The sequence below is a fragment of the Mycobacterium sp. NGS61 genome, assembly GCF_059812325.1.
The window spans coordinates 340,940-361,757 of sequence record NZ_JCALCL010000004.1; the positions used below are offsets into that span (position 1 = coordinate 340,940).

The following is a 20,818-nucleotide window of genomic DNA, read 5'->3' on the forward strand; positions in this document are numbered from 1 at the left end:
TCGTCGGCTTGGCCGACCTTAGAAGGTTTTCGACAGGAGAGTGCGGCATGGCGTACCACAACCCCTTCGTGGTGAACGGCAAGATCAGGTTCCCCCAGAACACCAACCTGGTTCGGCACGTCGAGAAGTGGGCCAAAGTGCGCGGCGACAAGCTCGCGTACCGCTTCCTGGACTACTCCACCGAGCGCGACGGCGTCGAACGCGACATCTTGTGGTCGGAGTTCAGTGCCCGTAACCGTGCCGTCGGGGCCCGGCTGCAACAGGTCACCCAGCCCGGTGACCGCATCGCCATCCTCTGCCCGCAGAACCTGGACTATCTGATCGCGTTCTTCGGCGCGCTGTACTCGGGCCGCATCGCGGTACCGCTGTTCGACCCGGCCGAGCCCGGGCACGTCGGCCGGTTGCACGCGGTGCTGGACGACTGCACCCCCTCGACCATCCTCACCACCACCGACGCCGCCGAAGGAGTGCGCAAGTTCATTCGGGCCCGGTCGGCCAAGGAACGGCCCCGCGTCATCGCCGTCGATGCGGTGCCGAACGAGGTCGCCGCCACCTGGCAGGAGACCGAGGCCGACGAGACCACCATCGCGTACCTGCAGTACACCTCCGGTTCCACCCGCACCCCGACCGGTGTGCAGATCACCCACCTGAACCTGCCGACCAACGTGCTGCAGACGCTGGTCGCCCTGGAAGGCGAAGAAGGCGACCGCGGTCTGAGCTGGCTGCCGTTCTTCCACGACATGGGCTTGATCACCGCGCTGTGCGCGCCGGTGCTGGGGCAGAGCTTCACCTTCATGACGCCGGCCGCATTCGTGCGGCGTCCCGGCCGCTGGATCCGCGAACTCGCCCGCAAGCCCGGTGAGACCGGCGGTGTTTTCTCGGCCGCACCGAACTTCGCGTTCGAGCACGCCGCGGTCCGCGGGCTGCCGAAGGAAGGCGAACCGCCGCTGGACCTGAGCAACGTCAAGGCGATCCTGAACGGCAGCGAACCGGTGTCGCCGGCGTCGATGCGCAAGTTCTACGACGCCTTCCGGCCGTACGGATTGCCCGAGACCGCCGTCAAACCCTCCTACGGCCTGGCCGAGGCGACGCTGTTCGTCTCCACCACCCCCAGCGACGAGCCGCCGACGATCATCCACGTCGACCGTGACGAGCTGAACAACCAGCGCTTCGTCGAGGTGTCTCCCGACGCTCCCAGCGCCGTCGCCCAGGTGTCCGCGGGCAAGGTCGGCGTCGACGAGTGGGCGGTGATCGTCGACACCGACACCGCCAGTGAGCTGCCGGACGGCCAGATCGGCGAGATCTGGCTGCACGGCCAGAACCTGGGCATCGGCTACTGGAACAAGGAAGCCGAGACCACCGAGACGTTCAAGAACATCCTGAAGTCGCGGATCAGCCAGTCCCACGCCGAGGGCGCCGCCGACGACGGGCTCTGGGTACGCACCGGTGACTACGGCACCTACCACAACGGGCACCTCTATATCGCGGGCCGGATCAAGGACCTGGTCATCATCGACGGCCGCAACCACTACCCGCAGGACCTCGAGTACTCCGCGCAGGAGGCCAGCAAGGCGTTGCGGACCGGCTACGTGGCCGCGTTCTCCGTCCCCGCCAACCAGCTGCCACAGAAAGTGTTCGACGACCCGCACACCGGCCTGACCGCCGACCCCGAGGACACCTCCGAGCAGCTGGTGATCGTCGCGGAGCGTGCCGCCGGGACGCACAAGCTCGACTACCAGCCCATCGCCGACGACATCCGGGCGGCCATCGCGGTGCGCCACGGCGTGACCGTGCGTGACCTGCTGCTGGTATCGGCCGGAACCATCCCCCGAACCTCGAGCGGCAAGATCGGTCGCCGCGCGTGCCGCACCGCCTACCTGGACGGCAGCCTGCGCAGCGGCGTCGGATCGCCGACGGCGTTCGCCACCTCCGACTGAAGGTAGCCATGTCTGATCTGAACGAGTCTCAGGAGAACACGCCTGCCGCAGGAATGACCGTCCCCGAAATGCGCCGCTGGTTGCGCGAATGGGTGGGCAGGGCCGTCGGGAAGTCTCCCGACGACATCGACGAGTCGGTGCCGATGGTGGAGCTGGGGCTGGCCTCGCGCGACGCCGTGGCCATGGCCGCCGACATCGAAGACCTGACCGGTGTCACTTTGTCGGTCGCGGTCGCATTCCAGCACCCCACTATCGAGTCGCTGGCGACCCGGATCATCGAAGGCGAGCCCGAGACCGCTGACCAGGGCGGCGACGACGCGGACTGGACGCGTAACGGACCCGCCGAGCGCGTCGACATCGCGATCGTGGGTCTGGCCACCCGGCTGCCCGGCGACATGAACTCGCCCGACGAGACCTGGGCGGCGCTGATGGAGGGCCGCGACGCCATCACCGACCTGCCCGAGGGCCGCTGGTCGGAGTTCCTGGAGGAGCCTCGGCTGGCCGAGCGCATCGGCAAGGCGCGCACCCGCGGCGGCTACCTCAAGGACATCAAGGGCTTTGACTCCGAATTCTTCGCCGTCGCCAAGACCGAAGCCGACAACATCGACCCGCAGCAGCGGATGGCGCTGGAACTGACCTGGGAGGCGCTCGAGCACGCCCGCATCCCGGCGTCCAGCCTGCGCGGCGAGTCCGTCGGCGTGTACGTCGGCGTCTCCAACAACGACTACGGCTTCCTGGCCATCTCGGACCCGACCGTCGCCCACCCCTACGCGATCACCGGTAACTCGAGTGCGATCATCGCCAACCGGGTGTCGTACTTCTACGACTTCCGCGGCCCCTCGGTCAGCGTCGACACCGCCTGCTCGAGTTCGCTGGTGGCCATGCACCAGGGCGTGCAGGCGCTGCGCAACGGTGAAGCGGACGTCGTCGTCGCCGGAGGCGTCAACGCACTGATCACCCCGGCGGTGACGCTCGGCTTCGACGAGATCGGCGCGGTGCTGGCGCCCGACGGCAAGATCAAGTCGTTCTCCGCCGACGCCGACGGTTACACCCGGTCCGAGGGCGGCGGCATGCTGGTGCTCAAGCGGGTCGACGACGCCCGCCGCGACGGTGACCAGATCCTGGCCGTCATCGCCGGCAGCGCGGTCAACCACGACGGCCGGTCCAACGGTCTGATCGCGCCGAACCAGGACGCGCAGGCAGACGTGCTGCGCCGCGCATACAAGGACGCGGGCATCGATCCGCGCACCGTCGACTACATCGAGGCGCACGGCACCGGCACCATCCTGGGCGACCCCATCGAGGCCGAGGCGCTGGGCCGGATCGTCGGCCGGGGACGTCCGGCGGACCGTCCGGCCCTGTTGGGTGCGATCAAAACCAATGTGGGACACCTGGAGTCGGCGGCCGGTGCGGCCAGCATGGCCAAGGTCGTGCTCGCGTTGCAGCACGACAAACTGCCGCCGTCGATCAACTTCGCCGGTCCCAGCCCGTACATCGACTTCGACGGGATGCGGTTGAAGTTCGTCGACACCGCGACCGACTGGCCGCGGTACGGCGGGTATGCCCTGGCCGGGGTGTCCAGCTTCGGCTTCGGCGGCGCCAACGCGCACCTGGTGGTGCGCGAAGTCCTGCCCCGCGACGTGATGGAACGGGAGTCGCGCGAGCCGGAGCCGGCCGCGCCCCAGGTTCCCGTCGTCTCCGCCGGCGGCGACCTCGCCGAAGGTGAGGGTCACGCGCTGCGTTTCGACGAGTTCGGCGAGATCATCTCCGACGAAACGTCGGCCGCCGAGGTGGAGTACGAACTGCCGGGCATCACCGAGGAAGCGCTGGCGCTCAAGGCGGCCGCGCTGGAAGAGCTTGCGGCACAAGACCTTCCGGAGCCGCTCTATCCACTGGTGGTGTCGGCGTTCCTGACCTCGCGCAAGAAGGCGGCCGCCGCCGAACTGGCCGACTGGATGGAATCGCCCGAGGGCCAGGCGTCGTCGCTGGAGTCCATCGGTCGTGCGCTGTCGCGGCGCAACCACGGGCGGTCCCGGGCTGTGGTGCTGGCCCGCAACCACGACGAGGCGATCCAGGGCATGCGCGCGGTCGCCGAAGGCAAACAGAAGCCGAATGTGTTCAGCGCCGACGGGCCGGTGACCAACGGTCCGGTGTGGGCGATGGCCGGTTTCGGTGCGCAGCACCGCAAGATGGCCAAGAGCCTGTACCTGCGCAACGAGGTGTTCGCCCAGTGGATCGAGAAGGTCGACGCACTGATCCAGGACGAGCGGGGTTACTCGGTGCTCGAGTTGATCCTGGACGACTCGCACGAGTACGGCATCGAGACCAGCAACGTCACCATCTTCGCGATCCAGATCGCGCTGGGTGAGCTGCTCAAGCACCACGGCGCCAAGCCCGCCGCAGTGGTGGGCCAGTCGCTGGGCGAGCCCGCGTCGGCCTACTTCGCCGGCGGTCTGTCGCTGGCGGATGCCACCCGGGTGATCTGTTCGCGCTCGCATCTGATGGGCGAGGGCGAGGCGATGCTGTTCGGCGAGTACATCCGGTTCATGGCGATCGTCGAATACTCCGCCGACGAGCTCAAGACGGTGTTTGCCGACTTCCCCGGCCTGGAGGTGTGCGTCTACGCCGCCCCCAGCCAGACCGTGATCGGCGGCCCGCCCGAGCAGATCGACGAGATCGTCGCCCGGGCGGAAGCCGAGGGCCGGTTCGCCCGCAAGCTGCAGACCAAGGGTGCGGGCCATACCTCCCAGATGGATCCGCTGCTCGGTGAGTTCGCCGCGGAGCTGCAGGGCATCACGCCGATGTCGCCGACCGTCGGCATCTTCTCCACCGTGCACGAGGGCACCTTCCTCAAGCCCGGCGGTGAACCCGTGCACGACGTCGCGTACTGGATGAAGGGGATGCGGCACTCGGTGTACTTCACCCACGGTATCCGCAACGCCGTGGACAGCGGGTTCACCACCTTCCTGGAACTGGCCCCCAACCCGGTCGCGCTGATGCAGATCGGGCTGACCACCGCCGCGGCGGGTCTGCACGACGCCCAGCTGATCGCGACGCTGGCCCGCAAGCAGGACGAGGTCGAGTCGATGATCTCGGCCATGGCCCAGCTCTACGTGTACGGCCACGACCTGGACGTGCGCACCCTGTTCCCGCGGCCGGCCGGGCCCGCCGGACCCGACGACTTCGCCAACATCCCCCCGACGCGGTTCAAGCGCAAGGAACACTGGCTGGACGCGCACTTCGCCGGCGACAGTTCGGTGCTGATGCCGGGCAACCACGTCGCGCTGCCCGACGGTCGGCACGTCTGGGAGTACGCGCCGCGCGACACGACGGATCTGGCCGCGCTGGTGCGATCCGCCGCGACGGCGGTGCTGCCGGATGCGCAACTGACCGCCTCGGAGCAGCGTGCGGTACCCGGTCCGGGTGCCCGGTTGGTGACGACGTTGACCCGCCATCCCGGCGGTGCCGCGGTGCAGGTGCACGCCCGGATCGACGAGTCGTTCACGCTGGTCTACGACGCGTTGGTGACCCGCGGCGGTGCGCAGTCGGTACTGCCCGCGGCGGTCGGCGCGGGCACGGCCGTGGTGGCCGCCGAGACCGCGGTCCCGGAGGCGCCGGCCGACGAGGACGCCGAGACGCTGACGGACAGCCTGACCAACCGGTACCTGCCGTCGACCGTGGGCCGGTGGTCGCCGGATTCCGGGGAGACCATCGCCGAACGCCTGGGCACCATCGTGGCGGCGGCCATGGGTTACGAGCCCGAGGACCTGCCGTGGGAGGTGCCGCTGATCGAGCTCGGCCTGGACTCGCTGATGGCGGTGCGGATCAAGAACCGCGTCGAGTACGACTTCGACCTGCCGCCGATCCAGCTGACGGCGGTGCGCGACGCCAACCTGTACAACGTCGAGAAGCTGATCGAGTACGCGATCGAGCACCGCGAAGAGGTCGCGGCGCTGCACGAGCATCAGAAGTCGCAGACGGCCGAGGAGATCGCCCGGGCGCAGGCCGAGATGCTCAGCGGCGCGACGCCGATGTCGGTGACGGCGCCCGCGCCGGATCCGCAGGCCGAGCCCGAGACGCAGGCCGAGCCCGCAACCCCGGCCGAGCCCGCGCCCCAGGCCGAGCCCGCGACCCAGGCCGAGGCCGCATCGGTCCCGCCGCCGTCGGATGTGCCCATCCCGCCGCCCCCGACCGACCCATCGGGACCGAAGGGTGCGAACGTGGCCGCGGTGTCGGAGGCGCTGAGCCAGGAAGCCGTCGCCAAAGCACTGAACTCCGACGTGCCGCCGCGCGACGCCGCCGAGCGGGTCACCTTCGCCACGTGGGCGATCGTCACCGGCAAGTCCGCGGGCGGCATCTTCAACCCGCTGCCCAAGCTCGACGAGGACAAAGCGGCCAAGATGGCGCAGCGACTGTCCGAGCGGGCCGAAGGCCCGATCACCGTCGAGGACGTGCTGAGCTCGGCGAACATCGAAGAGCTCGCCGACAAGGTGCGTAACTACCTCGAGGCCGGGGTCATCGACGGCTTCGTGCGCACCCTGCGCGCGCGGCCCGAGGGCAGCTCCACCCCGCCGGTGTTCGTCTTCCACCCGGCCGGAGGTTCCACCGTGGTCTACGAGCCGCTGCTGAACCGGCTACCTCCCGACACCCCCATGTACGGGTTCGAGCGCGTCGAAGGGTCCATCGAAGAGCGTGCCGCGCAGTACGTGCCGAAGCTGATCGAGATGCAGGGCGACGGGCCCTACATTCTGGTCGGCTGGTCGCTGGGCGGGGTGCTGGCCTACGCGTGCGCGATCGGGCTCAAACGGGCGGGCAAGGACGTCCGGTTCGTGGGCCTGATCGACGCGGTGCGCGCCGGTGAGGAGATCCCGCAGACCAAGGAAGAGGTCCGCAAGCGCTGGGACCGCTACGCCAAATTCGCCGAGAAGACGTTCAACGTCACCATCCCGGCGATCCCTTACGAGCACCTCGAGGAACTCGACGACGACGGCCAGGTGCGGTTCGTGCTCGAAGCCATCAGCCAGAGCGGCGTGCAGATCCCGGCCGGGATCATCGAGCACCAGCGCACGTCGTACCTGGACAACCGCGCGATCGACACCGCGGAGATCCAGCCTTTCGACGGCCACGTCACGCTCTACATGGCCGATCGTTACCATGACGACGCGATCATGTTCGAGCCGCGGTATGCCGTCCGCAAACCAGACGGCGGCTGGGGCGAGTTCGTTTCCGACCTCGAGGTCGTGCCGATCGGTGGCGAGCACATTCAGGCCATCGACGAACCGATCATCGCCAAGGTGGGCGAGCACATGAGTCGCGCCCTGAAAGAGATCTGACGAGATCCAGCCGGACGAGCAAGGTAGGCGCGTAGTGACGGGTACAGAACCGACTCCGGTGATACACACGACCGCAGAGAAGTTGGCGGAACTGCACCAACGGCTGGAGCTGGCCAAGGAACCCGGCGGCGAGCAGGCCGTGGCCAAGCGGGACAAGAAGGGCATCCCCAGCGCCCGCGCCCGGGTGCATGCCCTGGTCGATCCGGGGACGTTCTTCGAGATCGGCGCGCTGTGCAAGACCCCGGGCGATCCCAACGCCCTGTACGGCGACGGTGTGGTCACCGGACACGCGCTGATCGACGGTCGCCCGGTCGGGGTGTTCTCGCACGACCAGACCGTGTTCCAGGGCACGGTCGGGGAGATGTTCGGCCGCAAGGTCGCCCGGCTGATGGAGTGGTGCGCGATGGTCGGCTGCCCGATCATCGGGATCCAGGACTCCGGCGGCGCCCGGATCCAGGATGCGGTCACCTCGCTGGCCTGGTACGCCGAGCTCGGCCAGCGGCATGAGGCGCTGTCCGGGGTGGTGCCGCAGATCTCCCTCATCTTCGGCAAATGCGCTGGGGGAGCGGTCTATTCGCCCATCCAGGACGACCTGCTGGTCTCGGTGCGCGACCAGGGCTACTTCTTCGTGACCGGGCCGGACGTGATCCGCGAAGTGACCGGGGAGGACGTCACCCTCGACGAGCTCGGCGGCTCCGACGCGCAGGCCCGGTACGGCAACATTCACCAGGTCGTGAACTCCGAGGCCGAGGCGTTCCAGTATGTGCGGGAGTTCCTGTCGTTCCTGCCGTCCAACTGCTTCGACAATCCTCCGGTGATCAATCCCGGGCTGGAACCGGAGGTCACCTCGACCGACCTCGAGCTCGACGCGATCGTGCCGGACTCGGACAACATGGCCTACGACATGCACGAGATCCTGCTGCGGATCTTCGACGACGGCGACTTCCTGGACGTCGCGGCCCAGCACGGGCCGGCCATCATCACCGGGTTCGCCCGGGTGGACGGTCGCCCGATCGGCGTGATCGCCAACCAGCCCATGCACCTGTCCGGCGCGATCGACAACGAGGCCTCGGACAAGGCGGCGCGGTTCATCCGGTTCTGTGACTCCTTCCAGCTGCCGCTGGTGTTCGTGGTGGACACCCCCGGTTTCCTGCCCGGCGCCGAGGAGGAGAAGCGGGGCATCATCAAGCGCGGCGGCCGGTTCCTGTACTCCGTGGTGGAGGCCGACGTGCCGAAGGTGACCATCACGATCCGCAAGTCCTACGGCGGCGCGTACGCGGTGATGGGCTCGCGGCAGCTGACCGCCGACTTCAACTACGCCTGGCCCACCGCGCGCATCGCGGTGATCGGCGCCGAGGGCGCCGCGCAGTTGCTGATGAAGCGCTTCCCCGACCCCACCACGCCCGAGGCGCAGCAGATCAAGAAGGACTTCATCGAGGGCTACAACCTCAACATGGCGATTCCGTGGACGGCGGCCGAACGCGGCTTCATCGATGCGGTGATCGACCCGCACCAGACGCGGCTGTTGCTGCGCCGGTCGCTACATCTGTTGCGGGACAAGCAGAATTGGGCGCGGCTGGCGCGCAAGCACGGCCTGATCCCGATCTAGTGGGTCGATCAGCCCGATGAACGCGCGCCGTTGATGTGCAGCGACACCCAGTCGACAACCTCGCGCACTGTCTCGATGGGGGCATCGGGTTCTTCCAGCGGGGTCTGCAGGTGGTTCTCCAGCGTGGCAACGAGTTCCATCTTGCGGGGCGAGTCGTAGCCCAGATCGTCGACGAGGTGCGAATCGATCGTCACCGGCGCCAGGCGGTCCGGGGCCAGCGATGCCACCACCGAAATGATCTGTTGTTCCAGCACACTCATAGCGGTACGACCTCTCCGAACATTTCCCGGGCGGCGACGTGGCGGATCTTGCCCGACGGTGTCTTGGGTACCCGGCCCTTGCCGACCAGCAGCACCGTGGGGCTCAAACCCGTTGCGCCGCGCACTCGTTGAGTGATCTGCCGACGAATGTTCTGACAGATGTCCTCGGGGTAGTCCGCGACGGTCTCGGCGACGATCCGGATCTCCTCCCGCCGGTCGGGCAGCGTCACGCCGAACGCGACGACGCCGCCGCGCCGGACGCCGTCGGCCGATGCGGTGAGACGCTCGATGTCGGCGGGAAAGATGTTGCGTCCGGCGACGATGATGACGTTCTTGAGCCGGCCGCACACCACGATCTGACCGTCCTCGGTCAGGTAGCCGAGATCACCGGTGTGGAACCAGCCGTCGTCGTCCACCGCGGCGACTTCACCGGCCACGGTGAGATAGTGCCGCGTGACGGACTCGCTGCGGATCGCGATCTCGCCCATCTCGCGCGGTTGCCGCGCGGTCCCGGCCGCGCCGGCGATCCGGACCTCCATACCGCTGATCGGTGGTCCCAGCACCGCCAGTCGCTTGGTCGCGGTGTCACCGGCATCCGCCGGTACGGCCAGCCCACGATTCTCCAGCTCTTCGGAGGACACCGTGTCGTAGGACAGCGGTTCGTCGACCGGCGAAAATGACACCGCCACTGTGGCTTCGGCGAGCCCGTAGGCTGCTCCGACCGCCGAGGCGGGCATGCCGAAGCGTCCCGCTTGCCGCGCGAACTCCACCATGGTCTCGGGGTCGATCGGTTCCGCCCCGGTGACGACGCAGCGCAGGCTGCTCAAATCGTAGGTACCGTCCGGAACGGCGTTCAGTCGGCGACTGGCGATGAGGTAGGCGAAGTTCGGTGCCGCAGTGACGGTGGCCCGCTGCTCGCTCGCGACCCGTAGCCAGTTCAACGGCGATCTCACAAACTCGGTCGGCGGCAGGATGACGGCGTGGGTGCCGAAGAACATCGGCGCCAGCAGGTAGGCGATCAGACCCATGTCGTGCGACAGCGGCAGCCAGCTCACGGTGGTGTCGGACTGTGCATCCAACTTCACCTCAGCCACCATCGACGCGATATTCGCGTACAGGTTGCGATGGGTGATGGCAACAGCTTTCGGTTCACCGGTGGAACCGGAGGTGAGCTGGTAGAGGCCGATGTCGTCCTCGCCGGGTAGGCCGTCTTCGTCGCGGAATTCGAAATCCGGCCATTGCGGCGGTATCTCGACCACCCGGAAGCCCGCCGCACGCAGCGTCGCGGCAGCCATGCCGAAAGGTTCGCCGACGAGCACGCACTGGGAGTCGAGCATGCTCAAGGCACGTTCCATACCGGCGTGCCAGTCGGCGAGGCCGGCTTGGGAAGTCGGCTGCTGCAGCATGGTCACCGCTGCGCCGAGTCGCCAGACGCCCTGCAGGATGGCGGCGACGTCGAGCGGGTCGGCAGCCAGCACGCTGACCCTGCTGCCGTGCGTCACCCCTGCGGCGGCCAGCATGCCCGCCACGTTGCCTGCCGTGCGATGGATATCGCGCCAGCTCGTGAACCTCAGATCGGTCACGGTGCCGGAACGCAATCCAGTTGTGGAATGTGCTGCCACCACACCGATCTGGTCGGTGAATCTGCTCATGTCGGCTCCAGGTTCCTAACTCGTGGCGCCGAGTACCGCCGCGGCGATGACAGCTACCGCCTGGTCGATCTGAGCGGGCGAGTGCGCCGCCGACACGCTGCAGCGCAGCAGGCTGTCGTTTTCGCCCACGGCCGGGGCGACCGCGAGCGCACAGAAGAGGCCGTTGTCGTACACCTCGTTCCACGCCGCGATGGCGTGGTCCTCGCGACCGATCCAGACCGAGACGTGTGGCGCCACCGCCTGCGACCCGTCCGACAACGTGATGCTGCTGCCCGCCGACAGGCCGTGCGACATCAGGCCGTCGCGCAGCCGACGGGCGTTGGCCAGGACAGCCTCGGCGCGCTGGGCGCCTTCCGGGCTGCGAATGATCTCCACTGCGGCCAGGCTCGCCGCCAGTGCAGCCGGGGCGGCTGTGGCGGTGAATGTGTGTGAGCTGGAGTGCAATCGGAGGAAATCGATCAGGTCGCGTGAGCCGGCAATGAAACCACCGGTGGACGAGATCGCCTTCGACATGCTGCCCATCACCACGTCGACGTCTGCCAGGCAGCCGTACTCCTCGGCGATGCCGGTGCGCCGTGGCCCGAAGACACCGAGGCTGTGCGCTTCGTCGACGAAAAGTCCGACGTTGTACCGGTCGGCCAGGGCGACGAGTTCTGCCATCGGCGCCACATCGCCACGCATGGAGTACAAGCCGTCGATCGCGATCATCTTCGTTCCGCCGCGGTCCGCGGTGCGAATGAGGTTCTTCTCCAGCGAACCCAGGTCGTTGTGGTCGAAGAACCGGGAACTGGCTCCGGACAAGCGGATACCGGCATGAATAGAGGTGTGCGCCTCACTGTCCGGATACACCAGATCGGTGGCACCGACCAGCGCGGTGATCGCACCGACGTTGGCCAGAAAGCCGCTGTTGTAGACAAGCGCCGCTTCGGTGCCGTACCAGTCGGCCAGCACTTCTTCCAGCTCGACCTTGACGCCCAGCGTGCCGCAGAAGGGCGGGGCACCGCCGCACGAGGAGCCGTACTTCACCGTCGCCCGATTCGCGGCTTCGATCAAGCGGGGGTCACCGCCCAGGCCCAGCGCATTGTTCGAGCCGAGCATGATCCGGGACTTTCCCCCGATGGTGGACGTGGCACCCGGGGTGGATTCCATCAGCCGAAAGAACGGCAGCCTATTACCTGCTTCGTAGGACCGCATACTGGCCAATCGGCTATCTCGTTCGGCGCGCGGATGAATACCGAGTCGCGAACTCTGACGCTCGTGGCCGGCACGCAAGCGGTCCGGGGCCGCGGCGGCAGACCCGACGTTGCCGGTCACGACCAGTGCCCGGTGTCGGGCAGCCGTCCACCGCCGAAACCCGCACCGTCGAAGCCGGTTTGGGGGAAACCGAACCTGAGACGCCTACTCCTGTATGCCACTCACCCATCCAATCTGGTCGGTTGGATTGCCGTCCGTGCAAGCATGAAGGACTGTACGAGCTTCAGCATGGATTCGTATCTCTTTCGCCGAGAAACAAATGATTTAGGTCCCTGCGCCAATGCGCAACATTTCACGGTTGTTTTGCGTATAAAGGATCGTCCGGAGTCGTGATTCGTCCGCGCAGCGCACGAGTGGTTACGTGTAGTTATCGATAGGGGCCTCGATGATCCGCTTCCTCCGACGCATGTGGATACCGATCGTTGTGGTGCTGGTGGCGGTCGCCGGGACGGCCACGGTCCTTCGGTTGCACGGTGTTTTCGGGTCGCAGCACCGCGTCTCGAAAGCCGGCGACGTCGACGCAATCGTCGAGTTCAACCAGAAGCACGTGCTGTATGAAATCCTCGGCCCGACAGGGCGAACCGTGACGGTCAACTATCTGGATGCCAGCGGCCACTCACATGAGGTCGACGACGCGACGCTGCCGTGGTCGTTGCCGATCGTGACCACCTTGACCGCGGTGGTGGCCAATGTGGTTGCGCAGGGGGACAGTGACAACCTCGGTTGTCGCATCACGGTCAATGGTCAGATTCGAGATCAACAGATGGTCTCCGCTCATCACGCTCAGGCCAGTTGCCTGGTGAAATCGGCGTGAGCGACGACGGTTCGCCCGCCCGACTGGATGCCTTCGCGCGGATCCTTCGCCGGTTTGCCGTGCCGGTGGTGTTGTTCTGGATCGCCCTGACCGCTGTCGCCAACGTCGTGGCACCCGAGTTGCAGGAGCTGTCCAAGACGGAGTCGGTGTCGCTGAATCCCCCCGACGCACCGTCGATGATCGCCATGAAGCGCATCGGCAGGGATTTCCGCCAATTCGATTCCGACGCAACCGCTATGGTCGTGATCGAGGGCCAGCAGAAGCTGGGCGACGAAGCGCACCGGTTCTACGACCGGTTGATTGCCAGACTGTCGCAGGACCGTGTTCACGTCGAGCACATCGACAACTTCTGGGCCGACCGGCTGACTGCCGCGGGTTCGCAGAGCGTCGACGGCAAAGCCGCCTATGCGCAGCTGTATCTGGCCGGCGATATCGGTGGATCGCGGGCCCGGGATTCCATCCTGGCCGTCCGCGAAATCGTGGACGGCCTACCGCCGCCGCCGGGGCTGCGGGCTTACGTGACAGGTCCGGCTCCGCTGTCGGTCGATCTGGACGCGTACGGAGACCGCAGCCTGCAGAAGATCACCATCGCGACCGTCGTGGTCATCGCGATCATGCTGCTGCTGGTCTACCGTTCCATTTCCACCGTCGTGCTGATACTCGCGACGGTCGGCATCGAACTGGCGGCGGTCACCGGCGTCATTGCTGTGCTGGCCAGCAATAAATTCTTCGCCCTCACCACGTTCGCGACCAGTCTGCTCATCCCGGTGGCGATCGCCGCCGCCACCGACTACGTCATCTTCCTGGTCGGGCGCTATCAGGAGGCCAGGGCTGCCGGCGCGGACCGAGAAGCGGCCTATCACAGCATGTTTCGCGGGACTGTCTACGTGATCTTGGGATCGGGCACCACGGTCGCCGGAGCACTGTTCTGCCTGAGCCTGGCCAGGCTGCCCTACTTTCAGAGCCTCGGATGGCCTTGCTCGATCGGGCTGCTGGTAGCGGTGGTGGCGTCGTTGACGCTGGCTCCCGCCGTGGTCTGGATAGCCAGCCGCTTCGGGGCATTCGAATCCAGAACGACGAACCGGACCCGCTGGTGGCGCCGGGTGGGCACCATCGTGGTCCGCTGGCCCGGGCCGGTTCTGGTGGCGACGGTGCTGATGTTGATGGTCGGACTGCTCGCGCTGCCGAAATACGAGACCAACTACAACGACCGCTATTACATCCCCGGGGCGGCGCCGTCCAGTGTCGGCTACCGCGCGGCGGACCGCCATTTCGCGCAGGCACGCATGGAACCGGAGGTCCTCATGATCGAAGCCGATCACGACCTCCGGAATCCCACTGACATGCTGATTTTGGACAGGATCGCCAAGAACGTCTTTCACCTGCCCGGTATCGCTCGCGTGCAAAGCATCACCCGGCCGCTGGGCGGACCGATCGACCACACCTCGATCCCGTTCCAGATCGGCATGGAAAGCGCGATGACGCAGCAGAACCTGAAGGGGCTCAAAGACCGGGTGGCCGACATGACCAAGTTGACCGATGCGATGCAGCAGATGATCGAGATCACTGAGCGCACCGAAAGCTTGCAGCGCCAGCTTGCCGACACCACCCACGAGATGAACCTGCGCAGCCAGCGGATGCGGGCAACCGCCAACGAATTGCGCGACCGGCTCGCCGATTTCGATGACGTATGGCGGCCGGTGCGCAACTATTTCTATTGGGACCGACACTGTTTCAACATCCCGGTGTGCTCGTCGCTGCGCTCTCTCTACGACGCCACCGACGGCGTCGACAAGCTCACCGAAGACCTCGGGAGCTTCGCCGACAGTCTCGCGCAATTCGACACTCTCCAGCCGCAGCTGCTGAGCCAGGTCGCTCCGATGATCGCGACCATGCGACTGGTCAAAGGCCTTGCGCAAACTCTGACGAGCAGCTTCTCCGGGATGGTCACCCAGATGGAGAAGATGGCGCGAAACGGAACCGTGATGGGCGAGGCATTCGATAACGCCAAGAACGACGACTCGTTCTATCTGCCGCCGGAGGCCTTCGAAAACCCGGACTTCCAGCGCGGTCTGACCCTGTTCCTGTCGCCCGACGGTGACGCGGCGCGGTTCGTCATCACCCACCAGGGTGACCCCGCAACGGCTGTGGGCATCTCACACATCGACCCGATCATGCAGGCCGCGACCGAAGCTGTGAAGGGAACTCCCTTGGCCGAGGCCGACTTCTACCTGGCCGGCACCGCCTCCACCTACAAGGACATCCGGGACGGCTCGACCTACGACCTGCTCATCGTCGTGGTGGCGTCGCTGTGCCTGATCTTCATCATCATGCTGGCCATCACCAAGAGCGTCGTGGCCGCCGCGGTCATCATCGGCACGGTCACGCTCTCGCTGGCCTCATCGTGTGGACTTTCTGTCCTTGTCTGGCAACACATCCTGCACATGCCGCTCAACTGGTTCGTTCTTGCGATGGCCGTGATCGTCATGCTCGCGGTCGGCTCCGATTACAACCTGTTACTGGTGGCGCGCTTCCAGGAAGAAATCGGTGCCGGCATCAACACGGGCATCATCAGATCGATGGCCGGCACCGGCCGGGTCGTCACCACCGCCGGACTGGTGTTCGCGGTGACCATGGGCGCGATGGTGAGCAGCGATCTGCGCGTCATCGGGCAGATCGGCACCACAATCATGATCGGGCTGCTGTCGGACATCCTCATCGTCCGGTCGTTCATGACGCCGGCTATCGCGGCGCTGCTGGGCCGGTGGTTCTGGTGGCCGCAGGTGGTCCGCTCCCGAGCGGTTCAGACCCGGCGCGCGCCCTCGCCCTCGCCTTCGCCCTCGCCCGAGCAGCAGCCAGTGGGTGCTGTGCTGCCCAGCTGAGCGACATGCCGGACCCGGCAACGGCTCAGCGTGCCAGGGCGCCGTCCACCAGTTCGTCGAAGCGGTCCTGCGCTTCGTCGGTGTCGGCGTCGAGGCCACGCAGCGGCCCTCGATCGGCCAGGTAGCGCTGCGCGTACAACCGCGCCACCAGTGCCTTGCGCTCGGCGCCGCGGGTCTCCCGTTCCCAGGCCGCCTGCTCGGTGAGCAGCGCACCCGCGTACACGTCACCCATGAACTGCGCGAGCGGGAACAGTCGCGCCTCGGCCACCGGCGCGTCCAACTTCTCCCACGCCGTGATCGCGCCGTCCAGGTCGTCGATCCGCTCGGCAACCAGACCGGTCGTCGCATCGTCGTCGGACACCCTCACCGCGTCGCGCAGCCGCGTCAGCAGGGCTTCGTGGGCGCGGGTCTGCACGATCCCGCGCCGCACGTCCAGGCACAGGATGTTGTCCGGGCCCTCCCAGATGGTGTTGACCTGCGCGTCGCGCAAAAGCCTTGCCACCGGCCAGGTTTCGATGTAGCCGTTGCCGCCGTGGATTTCGATGGCATCCGAGGCGGCGGTGATGCCCAGCCGACTGACTTTCAGTTTGGTGACCGGTACCGCGATGCGCTGCCGGATGCGGCGGGGCTGGCGGTGATTGGCGGCGCCGATGCCGTCGAACACCAGCGCCTGAGCGGCTTCGACATCGACGATCAGTTCGGCGAGTTTGCGGCGCATCAGCGGCTTGTCGATCAGCGGGCCGCCGAAGGCGTGGCGCTGCGTGGCGTAGCACAGGGATTCGACCAGGGCGCGACGCGCGTTGCCGAGCGCGAACAGTGCGATGCCGAGGCGGGCCGCGTTGGTCAACTCCATCATCCGGCCGAGGCCCCTGCCGTCGGACGGGCCGGCGTGGTCGGCGGGTTCCCCGGACAGGAGGAAGGCCTCGGCGTCGACGAACTCGACCTCGCCCGAAGCCACCGACCGGGTGCCGAGTTTGTCCTTCAGTCGCCGCACCCGGACCCCGTTGCGGGAACCGTCCCGACGGGTGCGCAGCACCAGGAAGTTGGCGACGCCCCGGCTGGAGTCGGGTGCGCCGTCGGGCTTGGCCAGCACCACGAACGCCTCGCCGGCACAGTTCGACGCGAACCACTTGAAACCGTTCAGCAGCCAGGCGTCACCGGCCCGGCGGGCGGTGGCCTCCAGCGCGCCCAGATCCGAGCCGCCGGTGCGTTCGGTGAGCAGCTGCGCGGTTTCGCCGGCCCACTCACCGGAGTCGAACTTGGCCAGCACATGATCGCGCACATCCGGTGGCGCGTAGGCGGCCACCAACGACTGCACCATCCCGCCGCCGGTGCCCAGCGCGCAACCCATGCCGATGTCGGCCTGGTCGAGCAAGTAGTTGGCGGCAAACATCGGCAGCGACGAATTGAACCCCGCCCCACGCGAGGCCGTGCGCAGTGCCCGTTGGGCATCCAGCACCGCCCGCTTGGACTGCAGGAACGATTCGGGCATGACCACCCGGCTGACGTCGTGGCCCCACCGGTCGTAACGTTCCAGCCGCGGCGGGTTGCGGTCGGTTTCGTCGGCCCAGCGGGTCACCGGGCCGCCCATCAGCGCGCCGATGCTCGCCAGGTGTGGCTCGGCGATCGCCAGTTCGTCCGGCGTGAGGTAGTACGCCATGGTGAACTGCAGCGTGGGGTCGGTCAGATACCAGTTGAGTCCGGTTGCCCCGCTGTAGTTTTCGGTCCGATACCGCTGCGACTTCTCCGGTGTCCAGAACGGCAGCCGGTCCACGGCCTCGAGGTCGTATTCGGTCATGCCGCGACCGTATTACAGAAACTCGCCGGCGCCGCCTACACGGGTGACACGAACTCGCTGGTGTAGAACTCGCCTGGTATCTGATCGTGCGGATTCGCCGTCTCGACGATGACCCACACGCCGGTGGTGCCGGGTCGCAGGGGAGCGGTGATGGTCACGTGCCCCTGACCCGATGCGTCGGTGTCCAGACCGGCGAATGTGGTGCCGGGGTCGCCCGGACCGCAGGTAGCCGACGACGGTCTCGGCGCCTGGATCAGGCCGACGTCGAAATGTGTGCCCGGAGCGGTCGCGATCACCATGTCGATATCGGCGACCGTGGTGGACCCGGAGGTTTTGAAGTTGGCGACGCCGTGCCCGAGTATTGTCTTCGGCCTGATCAAGGCGGTCGAGATGAGGCTGAAATCGCAATTACGCAGGTCAGGGTTAAGTGGTACGCGTGAGGCGGCCGACGCCGTTCCTGTCCCCAGCGACACGAGCGAAGCGCCCAGAATCGTTATTGTCGCGGCGGAAAAACCCAACCGGTTCAGTATGCGCAATTTGCCACCACCATGTCGTACCCGATGAGCCCGATCCAGGACTTATCTATTGACCAGATTCGTCCAGTTCAATCCTGCAATTTCTGGCGGTTCGGCGCAATTGTGGCAGCGGTCCTGATTTTCCGGCGTCGCACATATCCAATTCAGTGGGATCTCAACGTTTTTCGAGCAAAATCAGGGCGCTGAACTGCGGCTTCGATAGGTAAACGGTCCCTGGAATTTGCTTTACAAAACTAACTTAATGTGGCTTTTTTGCCGGGTCCGTCAATTTAACGATTTTCGGACAGGACCAGATAATCGGTAAGGACATTCCCCACCGTCATGGCGCCCAGGGCGGTGGGATGTAGCGGCACCGCCCGATTCCGGGTCACGTAACCCTCGACGTATCGTTCGGCCGGCACTGCGCACATGTCGTGCCCGGCCGAAAGTTGACGGGTGTCGAAATATTCAATTCTTTTCTCCGCCGCGAGGCGTCGTTGCCGGTCGCCGAGTTCGTCGATTTTGGCCTGCAGATAGTTGGCGTCGTGCGGCAGGATGGGCTGTTCGGGATAACAACCACCGGCCCGCATCAACAGCCCGTATCCGACGAGGATGATCCGCGCTCGGGGCGCCTGGGTCCGCACCGCGTCGATCATCGCCGCCCATACCGGTATCTGGGCGTTGATCAGACCGGAGATGCGGTCGACGTCGCCGACGACGAACTTGCCGGTACACGGACTCGGATTCGCGCCGGTCGCCTCGCAGGATTCCGCGTCGCCCGCCAGTCCGACGTCGTTGGCGCCCACCGTGATCGTGATCAGTTCCGTATCGGGGGCGACGGCATCGAGCTGACGGTCGACCGGACCCTGGGCGGTCTGCTGGGACCGGCTGTAGATGTCGTCGGTCGTCGCCCCGCTGCAGGTGACGTCGCGAAATGTGGCGGCACGCAGCCGTCGCGCCAACACGGCTGGGTAATTGTTGGTCGATTTGTGGCAGCGCAGCGGTGCGGCCTGCTCCGGCACGCCGGGCGCCGCCGCGAACGAGTCGCCCAAAGCCACGTACCGCGACCGTGCGGCCGAACCGGGGCCGGCCGGCGGCGGCGGGGCGCAACCCAGGCACACGCAGCCCACCAGTGCGGCGATGACCAGGCGAGCGGACCACATGCAGCCCAGTGTTACATCCGGACCCGATCAACACCCCTGGTGTAATGACCGGGTGCGCTACGGGATATCGAGGCGGCGGTTCGGTGTCGCGGCGGGCGTCATGGCCGCCGGCAGCGTCGCAGCGTGCGGGTCCGATCAGGACGAGCCGACGGCCACACCGTCCACGCCACCGCCGCCCGGCGGCGCCGAGGTCTCGGCCCGATCATTGGGTTACACCGTCACCGTGAACAAGCCCGGCGGCGCACCCGGCTACCTGTTCTTCGTCGCCGGCACCACGGCCGCTGACCCGGGCGCCCGAGCCGGCCGCACCGTGGTGCTCGTCGTCGCCGATCGCAGCGGGAAGGTGGTCTGGCACCGTGAACTGCCGCCCGACCAGACCGCGGGCAACCTACGGGTGCAGACCTGGCGGGGGCGGCCGGTGCTCACCTGGTGGCAGGGCACCCGAGTCGGCAGCCACGGTGCCGGCGTCAACTACATCGCCGACGAGCACTACAACGTAATCGACACTCTCACCCCCGGCGGAGACCTCGCGTCGGACATTCACGAATTTCGGCTCACCCCGGACGGCCATGCCCTGATCAGCTGCTACCAGGAGGTGACCACCGACCTCACCGCCATCGGCGGTCCCAAAGACGGCAGGATCTACAACTGCGTCGCCGCAGTGGTCGACGTGGCGTCCAAGCGGACGCTGTTCCGGTGGGACGCGCTCAGCCGCGTGCCGGTGGCCGATTCACCCGCCAAATACACCGCCGGCCAAGTGCTGGACCCCTACCACCTGAACTCGATCGCGCTGGATCCCGCGGGCAACCTGCTGCTCAGCATGCGGGCGCTGTCCACCGTATTCAACGTCGACCCGCGCACCGGGGCGATCAACTGGCAACTCGGCGGCAAGCACTCGAGTTTCGAACTCGGCGACGGTGTCGAGTTCGCCTTCCAGCACGACGCCGAGATGCCGGACGCGGAGACGCTGACCTTGTTCGACAACCACTTCGAAGGTAGCCGCGCCCAACCCGGCGGGGGATCGGTCCCGAGCAGCCTCAAGTGGATCCACCTGGACTTCACCGCGCGCAAAGCCAGCCTGATCCGCGCCCAGCCACACCCCGGCAACCTCAGCGCCGGCGCCATGGGCAACCTGCAGCAACTGCCCGGCGGCAACACCTTCTCCGGTTGGGGTACCGCCGGACACCTCGCCGAGTTCGGGCCGACCGGGGAGCTGATCTACGACGCCACGCTGCTGGATGGCACCTATCGCGCCTTCCTCGACGTCTGGGTGGGCGACCCCGTCGGCCCGCCGCAGTTGATCTTCACCGACAGCGGCGTCCGCGCCAGCTGGAACGGCGCCACCGGGGTGGCGCGGTGGCGACTGCTGCACGGGCGGCTGAGTGACGCGATGATGGAGGTGGCCACCGTGGACTGGACCGGCTACGACACACCGATTCCAATAGGCGCCAAGGCTGACGGGTATTACCGGCTGCAGGCGCTGGACGCGGCCGGCGCCGTCGTCGGCGAGTCGCCGCCGCTCCCGCGGGGACGTTAGGCGCGTTGGTCTGGCGCTGAGCCTGAATGCACGGCGCCGAGCCTGAATTCACGGTGCCGACACG

At 66.9% G+C, this 20,818-nt stretch carries 12 protein-coding genes; 6 read left to right on the top strand and 6 right to left on the bottom strand.

What is annotated here, in order from left to right; all coding sequences use genetic code 11:
* Nucleotides 1–47 precede the first annotated feature (47 nt).
* Genes fadD32 through AC5Y3Z_RS11695 form a run of 3 tightly spaced genes read left to right on the top strand, consistent with a single transcriptional unit; the run spans nt 48 to nt 8,879 of the window.
* On the top strand, nt 48–1,937 hold the full coding sequence (gene fadD32, locus AC5Y3Z_RS11685; RefSeq protein WP_463826182.1) for a long-chain-fatty-acid--AMP ligase FadD32: 1,890 nt from the start codon (nt 48–50) through the stop codon (nt 1,935–1,937).
* An 8-nt stretch (nt 1,938–1,945) separates the two neighbouring features.
* Nucleotides 1,946–7,270 (top strand): polyketide synthase Pks13, encoded by a 5,325-nt coding sequence (gene pks13, locus AC5Y3Z_RS11690; RefSeq protein ID WP_473138642.1) that lies wholly within the window; start codon nt 1,946–1,948, stop codon nt 7,268–7,270.
* Between the two features lie 34 nt (nt 7,271–7,304).
* The gene (locus AC5Y3Z_RS11695) at nt 7,305–8,879 is read left to right on the top strand and encodes an acyl-CoA carboxylase subunit beta (RefSeq protein ID WP_463826180.1); all 1,575 of its coding nucleotides are present in this window, start codon (nt 7,305–7,307) and stop codon (nt 8,877–8,879) included.
* 8 nt (nt 8,880–8,887) lie between these two features.
* Here the strand turns inward: AC5Y3Z_RS11695 and AC5Y3Z_RS11700 are convergent, their stop codons facing one another.
* The 3 genes from AC5Y3Z_RS11700 to AC5Y3Z_RS11710 are packed head-to-tail and all read right to left on the bottom strand — an operon-like array spanning nt 8,888 to nt 12,105.
* On the bottom strand, nt 8,888–9,139 hold the full coding sequence (locus tag AC5Y3Z_RS11700) for an acyl carrier protein (RefSeq protein ID WP_463826179.1): 252 nt from the start codon (nt 9,137–9,139) through the stop codon (nt 8,888–8,890).
* Entirely contained in the window at nt 9,136–10,791 is a 1,656-nt protein-coding gene (locus AC5Y3Z_RS11705; RefSeq protein ID WP_473138641.1) for a fatty acyl-AMP ligase, read from the bottom strand. The genes AC5Y3Z_RS11700 and AC5Y3Z_RS11705 overlap by 4 nt, the downstream gene beginning before the upstream one ends.
* A gap of 15 nt (nt 10,792–10,806) precedes the next feature.
* Nucleotides 10,807–12,105, bottom strand: coding sequence for an aminotransferase class I/II-fold pyridoxal phosphate-dependent enzyme (locus AC5Y3Z_RS11710; RefSeq protein WP_473138640.1), 1,299 nt, complete (start codon nt 12,103–12,105; stop codon nt 10,807–10,809).
* A 325-nt stretch (nt 12,106–12,430) separates the two neighbouring features.
* On the opposite strand from AC5Y3Z_RS11710, the gene AC5Y3Z_RS11715 reads away from it, so the two are divergent.
* A complete protein-coding gene (locus AC5Y3Z_RS11715; RefSeq protein WP_473138639.1) occupies nt 12,431–12,859 on the top strand; it encodes an MmpS family transport accessory protein in 429 nt (142 codons plus the stop codon).
* Nucleotides 12,856–15,741 (top strand): MMPL/RND family transporter, encoded by a 2,886-nt coding sequence (locus AC5Y3Z_RS11720; RefSeq protein WP_473138638.1) that lies wholly within the window; start codon nt 12,856–12,858, stop codon nt 15,739–15,741. The genes AC5Y3Z_RS11715 and AC5Y3Z_RS11720 overlap by 4 nt, the downstream gene beginning before the upstream one ends.
* Nucleotides 15,742–15,766: 25 nt before the next feature.
* Here the strand turns inward: AC5Y3Z_RS11720 and AC5Y3Z_RS11725 are convergent, their stop codons facing one another.
* From AC5Y3Z_RS11725 to AC5Y3Z_RS11735, 3 genes are all read right to left on the bottom strand, one after another.
* Nucleotides 15,767–17,539 carry an acyl-CoA dehydrogenase family protein gene (locus AC5Y3Z_RS11725; protein WP_473138637.1) on the bottom strand — a complete coding sequence of 591 codons (1,773 nt, stop codon included), beginning with the start codon at nt 17,537–17,539 and terminating at the stop codon, nt 15,767–15,769.
* 35 nt (nt 17,540–17,574) lie between these two features.
* Nucleotides 17,575–17,919 carry a hypothetical protein gene (locus tag AC5Y3Z_RS11730; protein ID WP_463826174.1) on the bottom strand — a complete coding sequence of 115 codons (345 nt, stop codon included), beginning with the start codon at nt 17,917–17,919 and terminating at the stop codon, nt 17,575–17,577.
* A 425-nt stretch (nt 17,920–18,344) separates the two neighbouring features.
* Nucleotides 18,345–19,217 carry an SGNH/GDSL hydrolase family protein gene (locus tag AC5Y3Z_RS11735; RefSeq protein ID WP_463826173.1) on the bottom strand — a complete coding sequence of 291 codons (873 nt, stop codon included), beginning with the start codon at nt 19,215–19,217 and terminating at the stop codon, nt 18,345–18,347.
* 100 nt (nt 19,218–19,317) lie between these two features.
* On the opposite strand from AC5Y3Z_RS11735, the gene AC5Y3Z_RS11740 reads away from it, so the two are divergent.
* Nucleotides 19,318–20,754, top strand: coding sequence for an arylsulfotransferase family protein (locus AC5Y3Z_RS11740; protein WP_473138636.1), 1,437 nt, complete (start codon nt 19,318–19,320; stop codon nt 20,752–20,754).
* Nucleotides 20,755–20,818: the final 64 nt, after the last annotated feature.